The following is a 9853-nucleotide window of genomic DNA, read 5'->3' on the forward strand; positions in this document are numbered from 1 at the left end:
GGATGGTTAATTCCTGTGACACAATACTGTAAGTGCCTTAGAAAGTTATCCTGCATTACTGTATCGCCTTTATCATCTGAGCCAAGCCTTTCCAGATGAACTGCCGAACTCATGCGTGATTCAAAATTGCGGCAAGATTGCTTGAAGGTCTCAATCAATTGATGCGTTTTTGCTTTCTGGCTTAAGCGCTCCCCTGAATCATCAAACATCAATTCAACAAAACGTTTTTGTACCAATACAGGCGGATACCAGGTTAACGTGATAACAAAATATCCTTCATATAAGGTTCCCAACTGTTCAAATAGCTGCCTTCTTTCTTCATCAACTGCCATTGATATGGGATCAGGAAAGTGAGAATAACCCCGTGCACTGTAACCAGGTGCAGTACGCCTCATGGCATCTACATGAATCATCCAACCGCTACCATAGCGGATAAGGCTTGATTGATCCGAAATGACACCATCTCACGCGCCTCATCGGTAGTATTGGCATTGTCTTCGCCATGATAAAGCCAGGCCGCCATAAAAGAGCCGTTTTTTCCGACAATTACACCATCATCTACAACCGCCGCATAATTAAGTAAATCAACCAGTCCAGCTGTATGGCTTCGATGCTTTTTGACATGGTGCCCACAGCTTTTACTTCGAATTTCCCAAAACAAAGTACCCAAAATGACAAGCCCTGTAGTACTAATCAAAAAGGCGATTAATTCAATCATTGATAACCTCTTTTGTTTTCCCTGAAAGGGGTTGAACGAGCCGGATAATAAGCCTGATAACGTCTTTGCCTCAGATAAACCGCTCTCATATAGGGATCAGATTTCGCCATTAAGCGAAGTCCTTTCAGAGATAAAAACCACATGACGATACCAGCAATCGCCGCCAGCCAATCCTGAGCGGCAAATACCAAAATGGCTGATAGCAATCCTGAAAACATGACAAGCTCACGGTCTCCGCCCATAAAGAGACTTGGACGATTTCCACATCTACGAATGGAGATAGTGCGAAGGCTCATGGCTGAGACTCGATTGCTGTCATCTCAACAGATGGCTTGGAAATTTCCGCCCCTTTGCCAGTAATCGCTGTCATGGTATTTTGTGCCGCTACCAGGAATGAAAGCACCAATACAAAAAAGACAAGGGTTCGCATAAAACCATTTAATTCACCACCAAAAATAAGTGTGGCACCGGCAGCAACCAGACCAATAATCGCCGCACTAAAGGCAAATGGACCTGTAATGGACTTCTGGATTTTGGTTAACCATGAGTCGAATGGAAGTCCTCCACCTGCTGTGGAGGCGCTAGCCGGATGAGTCATTAAAAATAGAAATAATATGACTGCCCCCATCATCCAAATTTTCTTGTGATTAAAACTGCTTAACTGATTCATTCATATTCTCCTTAAACAAGTTTCTTGATGTTGTATTGACCATTTTTAAAACCCTCGACAGATATGATTTCTTTGACAAAGCGACCATCTGGCGTTCTTGCAATATGCACCACACAATGAACTGCCTCGCCAATTAAAGGTTCAATTTCAGCGGGTGCTGCCGGATTTCTGGTAATCAATGATTTCAAACGATGAAGCCCTGCAAGACAGTTATTCGCATGTAAGGTAGCCGCTCCTCCTTCGTGGCCGGTATTCCAGGCATCCAATAAATCTAAAGCTTCACTGCCTCGAACCTCACCGACAAGGATTCGGTCAGGGCGCATTCTGAGTGTGGTTTTTATAAGTTGGGTCATGTTGACATCCATGGTGGTATGGTATTGAACGCAGTTTTCAGCTGAACACTGGATTTCGCCGGTATCCTCTATGATAAAAATGCGCTCATGTGGTGCGCTTTTTACCATTTCATGAATAATGGCGTTCACTAATGTTGTTTTGCCTGAACCTGTGCCGCCAATCACTAAAATGTTCCGGTGGTTCGAAACCGCTTGTTGAATTATCTCGTTTTGCTCATCCGTCATAATTCCTGCTCGAACATATTCATCCAGTGTAAAAACGGATAGGGCTTTTTTACGAATAGCGAATGTAGGGCGTGATACAACCGGTGGCAGTTGTCCTGCAAAACGGGAACCATCCAGTGGTAATTCCCCTTCAAGCATCGGCTTAAATCGGGTCACTTCTTTACCATGAAAGCCTGCAACAGTTTTGATGATGCTTTCGGCACGCACCTCATTGATACTTCCAATGCAACGCATTGTTTCCCCAAGACGTTCCTGCCAAAGCCTGCCATCCGCATTGAGCATGATTTCAACGGTTTTTGGATCGTTTAAAGCCCGTTCAATCAATCCACCCAGATCACGCCTTAACTTTTCTTTGGCTCGATCTTTAACCGTAATCAGCTGTTCTTCATCGATAGTCATGACTCAATTCTCAGGAATTTGTTGGAGAAGCACTGCTTTTGAACTTATTAATAAGCCTGTCGACAATGCTCTCGTTGTTAGCTGCTTTATCTACAAACTTGTTATCTTTAATCTGATCGCGGTAAATGCGGCGTTGAATTTCATCACGATGGATTGGGATGGACTTAGGCGCATCAAAAGCAAGGCGGACCTCATCGTTTTGATACCCCACAATCGTGCAGTAAATATCCTCACTGATCACAACAGACTCCCCAACTCTTCTTGTTAATACCAACATGTCTTCTCTCCTATCAGGTTTTAAAATAAAAATGCTTTACATTGCTTAATATTCGCTTCCGCCACTTCGGCACTCGCAGGAGCAACTTCTTCAGGCGTGACATAAACGTTATTTCGTTTTTTTATGTCACGACAAATGCGAATCAGTTGAGGCAAGCTTGGCGGCATTTCACAAAAATCACGACACTCCACGATGGCTTGATTCAAAACGTCATCACTAAACTTGCTTAACCCCGCCATCCATTCCTTTTTGGCAAACTCCAAAAACCCATCGCTTTTGAACTGACTGCGCCACAAATGCCCATAAAAAACTGCAAAGCGCGTAAACAAACTCTCAATCCGCTTTTTATTGCTGTCGGTAGCATCGCAGGTTGATGACATTGCTTTGTTCGTACTCGTCTTCACTGGTGCTTGCTGTGTCTTCTCCTTCTGGGTTCCAGAATGGATCAACGGTTGTGAGTTCAGTATTTGGGTGGCGCTTTGCATTCCTTTTCTCCTGCGTTACTTCGATTTTGACTTCATCTTCCCAGCATTTTTGAACCAACCAGTTGCTTGGATATTTCCAGGGTGGCACCCATTCGCCGTGGGCTATTTTTACATTTCGTGCTTTGATTTGGTTTTCCAGTGCTTGCAACATCATTCGCAATAGATGCTCGTCAGGGCTGATTTTTCTGAAGGCTTCAAAAGCACGCTCGTGGGATTTTTTCTCGGGGTATAAATTCCAAAATTGTTCGAAGCGGCTTAATAAATAAATATAATTATTATCTTTAAGAGGTATGACGGCTTTTTGGGGTTCAGCTATGTCGGCTTTTATGGCCTCACCTTCAGAAAACTCATTGTTTACAAGGGTTTCCACGTGCGGCTTTATGGTGGCTTTCTGTGGCGGGTTTATGGCGGCTTTATTTTGGGCAGAATAATGCCTTGAAGCTAAGGGACATTTTAAAATGAGCTGCATGCCGTCAGATTGAACTTCAATCATTCCCGCACGTACCAAACCTGAAACTGCACGACGTACTTGATCACGAGAAAAGCTTTGGCTTTTAATCCCCTGATGTGGCTCGATATATAATTGTTCAGATATCGATTGATAGCTGATTCGTCGCTTGATACCTGTTATTCCTGTTTTAACATCCATATACGGTCTGATTCCTCTTAGATAAGCCAATTGCTGGATATGAGGTAAGCCACTCATTGCTGCCAGTTCATCCTGGTTTATTAACATGTCCATTGACTACTTACATTCCTATCTGAAATTGACCTTCAAAACAGAATCCTCTTTAAAGTGTTGAAAATAATTAATTTTAGAGGCATCCTTACACTCATAACGCGTATAAATCCACACTTCATATACGTGAATCGCGTATAATAATTTATTATATACATATAAAGCGTATAAATGTAAAGACATATTTATGAAAAATGCTACTAAAGTAAAAAAAGATAGTTCTGCAATGGGACAACGCATCAAAAGAGCACGTATGCTTGCTGGCTTATCTCGAAAAGATTTGGAAGAAAAGCATGGAATCAGTATCCATACGCTCCAATCATGGGAGCTTGGAAGAAACCCATTAAATAAAGCCAAAGCTGCTTCTTTAGTAGGAATACTTAATCAATATGATGTGAGTTGTTCAATTGATTGGTTATTAGAAGGCATAGGAAAAGGCCCATCAGTAATCGAAAATGAATTTCAAAATTATCCATTTCTTGCAGATACAGTTGGTAATCTTCTCGCCTCAGAACAAGCCATACAAAAAGAGATAGACTTCTTTAAAACGAATAACCCAAATGCTGTTGTGATAACGGTCTTAGATGATGCGATGGAGCCGGAGTATAAGGTTGGAGACATTGTTGGCGGGATAAAATTTATAAATCAAAATAAAAAAAATCAATGCGTAGGGCATAATTGTATAGTGGAAACCACCGAAGGCACCTTTTTTCGACGATTGATAAAAAGTGAAGATAAATATTTATTGGTTTGTAATAACAATAGAACTTCAGTCAGTGATCCCGTTATTTCAGCAGATTCAATTTTATCTATTGCCCCAGTTATTTGGCATCGATGGAAATTTGATGCCTTATCAAACTAGGGGATACGACCACTCATGTTACTGGTTCTTGCATCGTCCAATCTATTTTTTTAACAGCATTAATTTTATGTTCTGGCGCCAAATGTGCATACCTTAGTGTCATGGCAATATCAGAATGTCCTAATAACTCACGAACCGTATTTAGATCTACCCCAGCCATCACCAACTTACTCGCAAAATGATGGCGTAAATCATGCCATCGAAACTGTGTAATATTTGCTTTTTTCAATAACGATCCCCATGAGCGTTTCACATGGTTAAATGGTTGATTATTTTTACTTGGAAAAACTAAGCCTTCTTTTCTCTCTGCTTTTTTATGCAGATGATCCAAAATTTTATAAGCCTCATCATTGAGCGGAATATAACGAGAATGTTTGTTTTTTGTAATTTCACCAGACAAAATTAATGAACCTTCTGACAAATTCACCATATCCCAGGTCAAATGAAATAATTCGCCTCGTCTTAATCCTGTATTAATCGACAATAGCACCATCGGCATTAAGTAATCACAAGCATTGTCTTCTGAAAGCTCGGGTAATAAATCATAACCTCGCTTTTCTCGCCAGAGGTTTCCATTTTTTCGCATCAGCCGGAGTTGATTGTCTCGTTCGATTAATGCTTCGCGTAAACGTGCTTCTTCTGCAAATGACAGGTATCGAATTTTAGGTGAACGATCGATTTTATAAGGTTTTAACTTACCAAGTGCATTTTCTTTTAAAAAGCCCCATTCAACTGCCTTGGTCATCAGTGATTTCAGCATGGATATATTACGATTTAAGGTTGCCTGAGAAGTGCCTTCATTAAGACGTTTAACGCGCCATTGTTCTACAAGAGCAGGCGTAATTTCACCCAACGGCTTTGAAAAAAAAGCCTTATAACATCTAATAAGCCCTGCTAGCGTTTCTTGACCTCGTTTATGCGTTGATAAAACCCATGGCTTATAATCACTCTCAATAAATTCTTGAAGTGTCTTAGGCTTATTTATCCCTTTTTGTGCGGTTGGCTCAATCCCCTTATTGGCATTACTTAGCACTTCAATAGCCTTTTCACGAGCTTGAGCTGCTGTCATAACACCGACTGTTCCAAGATTAATTTTTTTGCCTCTTTTGTACTGGCAGACGTAACGCATGGTTCCTGATGGAAAAACTCTTATCATGAATCCTTTTAGATCAAGATCATGAACTTCGTATTCTTTATCTCTAGGAAGCAGTTTTTTAATAAGCGTGTTATTGATTTTTGCTTTCATAATTAATCTGCTAATTGTTGTAATATTTCAGCACCCTTCACTTTATAGCTTTCCAAGGTCTCAAGAGTGCAATTGTTTTTAAACGATTCAACAAAACCAAATTCTCTTAAACAATTTCGTTTGTATTTTGATATCCAGCCAATCGCTTTAAATGTGTCATTGAACTTACGACGCAATTCAGCAATGCATTCTTGCGGTGTTTGGGCATTTTTAAATTTCCAGATAGGCTCGTGATGAAACAAGCGATTTCTAATCAGTCTTATTTCTTCAAATCGCTTGGAAATATTCTTTCTATCATCATGCCCTCTTGCATAATGGGGGAAAACCGAAGGAATTAAGTCAGGCCATAGTCGATTTGGATTAAATTGATCAGTGTATGTTTTTTGTTTTATTAAATTTGTCCAAAATCCAAATGTTAATCCTGCAACAATGTCTGACGCTGTTACTTGCCCAAATCTACGATGTAAATCGTTTTTGGTATCTTCAAGAATTGATCTTGACTTACCATCAGTTACAACGATATCGAACCAAAATTCATTTTCAAATTTCTTGGTGGCTGCGTGGTGAATTGAATTACGTAATGCAACTTCTACTGAATGTATGAAGGGATAAAATGCTTGGCTTATCAATAAATTCCAATGATAAGCTCCTATAATATCCGTATCCACTTTACTTGGACATAATATTTCATAGCTTGTAAGCCTATCTATTGATAATGCACTAATATATTCTTTCATACCCTATCCTGTTGCATCAAATTAGAATAGTTATCCAAAAAATAACCAAAAAAAATTGACATATCCATGTAAAATGACTCATAATTACAACGTAAGCTTTTAGGGATCCGCGAAAGCGCCCCTTTTAGCAGTTGACCAAGAACCACCTTTTCGGTGGTTTTTTGGTTTATAGCACCCGTGAAATTCTTCTACTGCTTAATCCTTGCTTTTTTAATACCCTGGACTTTATCATAGTTAATATCACATTCATGTAATAAAAATCCTATTTTTGAATTACAGGGTGCATATAGGGTGCATTTTCATTGTGGAATGTAACATAACAATATATCACTGTACATCATAAAAATGCCATTAACCCTCGTATTACAAGGAGTTATTGTTCATGGAGATGTATAGAAATGCATTAAGAAACAATCGGGATCGCCTTCGGGAGGCAGGGGTCGCAGGTTCAATTCCTGTCACTCCGACCAATAAAATCAAGATTACCCAATTACAAGGAAACAGGGTTTTCATGGAGCATTCCTTGTGTAGTAACTTATATTCGATTGTCATACTATGGCAAGCCTATTGGGCTGAGGGTCGTAGAGCTAAATACCAACTTGTTGGGTCAAGGCCAATATATATCCAAAGTTACTTAGGTATATAATACTCCCCTCATCAACCTCTTATGATAGAGGGCTCTTCCCCATTTCCGGGGGAGTGGTGCATTCGACCAACTTTCAATTAAACTAATATTAATAGGAGGTATCAGATGCGCCACCTGAGGTGCCTGTACTAGTTCCAGTGTCCGTATCTGTTCCAGTACTAGTTCCGGTGTCCGTATCTGTTCCAGTGCTTGTCCCGGTATTTGTATCAGTATTTTCATCAGAATTTGCTAACGCATTGGAAAACATAAGGATTGCCATTAACGCAATCAACATTCTTTTCATAATTGCCTCCTAACACCATTGATCAACCAATTAATTGGTCAGAAAAAATGCAATAAACAACTAATGCATCGTTTACTAGTAATAGGTTCTCATCTGCGATTTGGTTCTTGTTGTGACTGACCTTTTTGACTAGGGCGCTATTGATTCCATTCTTTATTGGCAAGATATCTCCTTATTGCTACTTCTCTTAAAGAAATAGAACAAGAAACAGAAAAATGCAATAGAACTGAAAAATCTTTTGAATTTACTAGGATTTGAACGTGCTTCTTCCTGGGAGCAATTCTCCGATATATAGGGTTTTCGTCGAGTAAACTGATCTAGTTACCAAGGCCAACAGGAGTCAGTGTCTCCCGAATTTGAGAATAGAAAAGGAGAATGAAATCGGATTATCTGCGTAGTAAGTATTAGTAAGCCTGAGCCTTCTGCAGATGGTTTCACTGCTACAGACGACTCGCGAAAATCCAAACTTGACAAAAAAAAATAAAAACAATACGGTATAATTTATTTGGATAAGGAAAGGAAATGCCTAATCCCTCTGTCGATGAATCTGAGTCATCTCTCCCTTCAGGTTCCATCAATCCTGTACCCGATCATCGTTGCAGCAGTACAGCCAACTTTGATTTTTACTTAGATGATGGAAAGATCTATCTTCGAACACGTACCCCCGAAGATCCTAAAACTTTTGTTCGAGGTGATCTTATCTCTATCAAAGGTGATCCCAAAGCACTGGAATGGAAACTTTTTGATGGAAAGGGCATCCCCTATAATGAAAGACTGGAATCACTTCTTGAGGAAAATGAGCGTATCGTTGAGATCGACGCAGCAAGCAACATTGTGGTTGCTGTTTCAAATTTGGATAAAGTTTATCTTTATAAACCTACTGAATACATTCGACCACTTTACTGGGGAAGCAAGCTAGGCGCCCCTGACTTTATGGCCGATGAGCTTTTTCTTCCTCACGAGCGTAGGGCATGGTGTTTCAGTTGCAGTGTATGCAAAAAAGACGAGGTAAGGAAAACCGATTTTATAGATCCTAGCGAAATCGTATCCTTTGCTAAGGATGGCAATGGAATCAACTTTGACTTTGGATTTACTCCAACAATTTACGTGCTGGATAATGAAGGTCAGAAAATAGTCTATTGGGATACCGGCTTACCAGCAAGCTTCTCCAGAGGCTTTCTTGTTCCTGATGGCATGCAAGGTTTATCCATCAGTGCTGCGGGTTCTACGGTTTTTCTTTCTGCAATCGATGCAGAAGAAAAACTGCATTTTTTCACCCGAATGATTGATTATGAAATCAATGGCGCTTGTCCAGGGTTAAAAGTCAGTTATACGGAAACCCCCGTTGTTCAGCCACCCAATGGCAGTTTTTTCCTAGGACATGGTGTGCGCAAACTACCGTTGGATGGATGGGTTGAACACAAAATCGACGACATTCCATCCAATCTGACGCATAAAGTATGCATACGTTTGACTGGGAAGGGCGATGATGCTCGAGAACTAAGAATTTTAGGGCAAGATTCCGAGTTAAGATGGGGTTACTATTCTAAAAATATAACTGATAATAAATGGGAATTTCATGCCGACCCGGCGGCAGAGCCCACTAACCATGAAGACATTAGACCAATTCCGTTTAATCCAACCTACCCAAATAGTCAAAAAATGTCTTATGAAGGAAAATTGTTTGTGCGAAAATTTCCTCATATCAGAAAAGTTGAAGATACCTCGGAAACCACCATAGAACTTAAAAATTTCCATCCTTTTTTGTCCGATGCCGAGCCCCTTTCTATAGTCCTCAGCCACCCTGGTGAACCACCGCAGACGCTGAAAATCCACGCAGTCGATGCTTGGGGGCTACACTACCATCATAAACATGACGAAGAACTTATCGGCTCCGTCGATGGCGAACCTAAAGCCTTATCGGAACTCTTGTTCTTACGCAAGAACAAATAGATCTTACGAAAAATCCCCATTCTAAAATAGGCGATTATATAAAAAATCATTTTTTAGATTATCATGGAAAAACGAAAACCATACCAATTATTGCTGACAATAGTATGGTAACTATAGAACTGAACCACACACAATGCCGATTTAAACGAACCCTTACTGAAGAAGAAATAGCCCGATCATTCTATATGAGAAAGGCCATGAATTCCGAGTTGGATATTTTTTTCCCCAGTAGCCAGGAAGAGAGTGCTTATCTTCTTTAA

At 40.1% G+C, this 9853-nt stretch carries 11 protein-coding genes and 1 pseudogene; 2 read left to right on the forward strand and 10 right to left on the reverse strand.

What is annotated here, in order from left to right:
• From OK13_RS14285 to OK13_RS12840, 7 genes and pseudogenes are all read right to left on the reverse strand, one after another.
• Positions 1-718, reverse strand: a pseudogene (locus tag OK13_RS14285) (conjugal transfer protein TrbE); the annotation flags it as partial.
• Positions 715-1014: a conjugal transfer protein TrbD gene (locus OK13_RS12815; protein WP_027226389.1), complete on the reverse strand. Its 300-nt coding sequence runs from the start codon at positions 1012-1014 to the stop codon at positions 715-717. The gene OK13_RS12815 and the pseudogene OK13_RS14285, both read right to left, overlap by 4 nt.
• Positions 1011-1388 (reverse strand): TrbC/VirB2 family protein, encoded by a 378-nt coding sequence (locus OK13_RS12820; RefSeq protein WP_011945685.1) that lies wholly within the window; start codon positions 1386-1388, stop codon positions 1011-1013. The genes OK13_RS12815 and OK13_RS12820 overlap by 4 nt, the downstream gene beginning before the upstream one ends.
• 11 nt (positions 1389-1399) lie before the next feature.
• Positions 1400-2365, reverse strand: a complete 966-nt coding sequence (trbB, locus tag OK13_RS12825) for a P-type conjugative transfer ATPase TrbB (RefSeq protein WP_011945684.1) — start codon at positions 2363-2365, stop codon at positions 1400-1402.
• A gap of 10 nt (positions 2366-2375) precedes the next feature.
• Positions 2376-2642 (reverse strand): carbon storage regulator CsrA, encoded by a 267-nt coding sequence (gene csrA / locus OK13_RS12830; protein WP_011945683.1) that lies wholly within the window; start codon positions 2640-2642, stop codon positions 2376-2378.
• A gap of 20 nt (positions 2643-2662) precedes the next feature.
• Complete coding sequence (locus tag OK13_RS12835) at positions 2663-2971, reverse strand: hypothetical protein (protein ID WP_011945682.1); 309 nt, start codon at positions 2969-2971, stop codon at positions 2663-2665.
• Positions 2972-2987: 16 nt separating this feature from the next.
• A complete protein-coding gene (locus OK13_RS12840; protein WP_035891384.1) occupies positions 2988-3869 on the reverse strand; it encodes a hypothetical protein in 882 nt (293 codons plus the stop codon).
• Positions 3870-4053: 184 nt separating this feature from the next.
• Between OK13_RS12840 and OK13_RS12845 the strand changes: the two genes are divergently transcribed.
• Complete coding sequence (locus OK13_RS12845) at positions 4054-4728, forward strand: XRE family transcriptional regulator (protein WP_035891387.1); 675 nt, start codon at positions 4054-4056, stop codon at positions 4726-4728.
• Between the two features lie 13 nt (positions 4729-4741).
• On the opposite strand, the gene OK13_RS12850 is transcribed toward OK13_RS12845, so the two are convergent.
• The 3 genes from OK13_RS12850 to OK13_RS14630 all read right to left on the reverse strand — a co-directional run bounded on the left by OK13_RS12850 (position 4742) and on the right by OK13_RS14630 (position 7640).
• Entirely contained in the window at positions 4742-5974 is a 1233-nt protein-coding gene (locus OK13_RS12850; protein ID WP_035891389.1) for a site-specific integrase, read from the reverse strand.
• A 2-nt stretch (positions 5975-5976) separates the two neighbouring features.
• Complete coding sequence (locus OK13_RS12855) at positions 5977-6711, reverse strand: Abi family protein (protein ID WP_011945677.1); 735 nt, start codon at positions 6709-6711, stop codon at positions 5977-5979.
• Positions 6712-7445: 734 nt separating this feature from the next.
• Positions 7446-7640, reverse strand: coding sequence for a hypothetical protein (locus tag OK13_RS14630; protein WP_035891393.1), 195 nt, complete (start codon positions 7638-7640; stop codon positions 7446-7448).
• Between the two features lie 522 nt (positions 7641-8162).
• Here OK13_RS14630 and OK13_RS12870 point away from each other — a divergent pair.
• Positions 8163-9593: a hypothetical protein gene (locus tag OK13_RS12870; RefSeq protein WP_035891395.1), complete on the forward strand. Its 1431-nt coding sequence runs from the start codon at positions 8163-8165 to the stop codon at positions 9591-9593.
• The last annotated feature ends 260 nt before the right edge of the window (positions 9594-9853 follow it).

The organism is Legionella norrlandica (assembly GCF_000770585.1).
Taxonomy (GTDB): domain Bacteria; phylum Pseudomonadota; class Gammaproteobacteria; order Legionellales; family Legionellaceae; genus Legionella; species Legionella norrlandica.

What these genes read in the sequence shown, in the direction of transcription:
- OK13_RS12815 (WP_027226389.1), bottom strand. Translation starts at nt 1,014, where the DNA reads ATGAGCCTTCGCACTATCTCCATTCGTAGATGTGGAAATCGTCCAAGT.
- OK13_RS14630 (WP_035891393.1), bottom strand. Translation starts at nt 7,640, where the DNA reads ATGAAAAGAATGTTGATTGCGTTAATGGCAATCCTTATGTTTTCCAAT.
- OK13_RS12850 (WP_035891389.1), bottom strand. Translation starts at nt 5,974, where the DNA reads ATGAAAGCAAAAATCAATAACACGCTTATTAAAAAACTGCTTCCTAGA.
- OK13_RS12820 (WP_011945685.1), bottom strand. Translation starts at nt 1,388, where the DNA reads ATGAATCAGTTAAGCAGTTTTAATCACAAGAAAATTTGGATGATGGGG.
- OK13_RS12840 (WP_035891384.1), bottom strand. Translation starts at nt 3,869, where the DNA reads ATGGACATGTTAATAAACCAGGATGAACTGGCAGCAATGAGTGGCTTA.
- OK13_RS12870 (WP_035891395.1), top strand. Translation starts at nt 8,163, where the DNA reads ATGCCTAATCCCTCTGTCGATGAATCTGAGTCATCTCTCCCTTCAGGT.
- csrA (WP_011945683.1), bottom strand. Translation starts at nt 2,642, where the DNA reads ATGTTGGTATTAACAAGAAGAGTTGGGGAGTCTGTTGTGATCAGTGAG.
- OK13_RS12855 (WP_011945677.1), bottom strand. Translation starts at nt 6,711, where the DNA reads ATGAAAGAATATATTAGTGCATTATCAATAGATAGGCTTACAAGCTAT.
- trbB (WP_011945684.1), bottom strand. Translation starts at nt 2,365, where the DNA reads ATGACTATCGATGAAGAACAGCTGATTACGGTTAAAGATCGAGCCAAA.
- OK13_RS12845 (WP_035891387.1), top strand. Translation starts at nt 4,054, where the DNA reads ATGAAAAATGCTACTAAAGTAAAAAAAGATAGTTCTGCAATGGGACAA.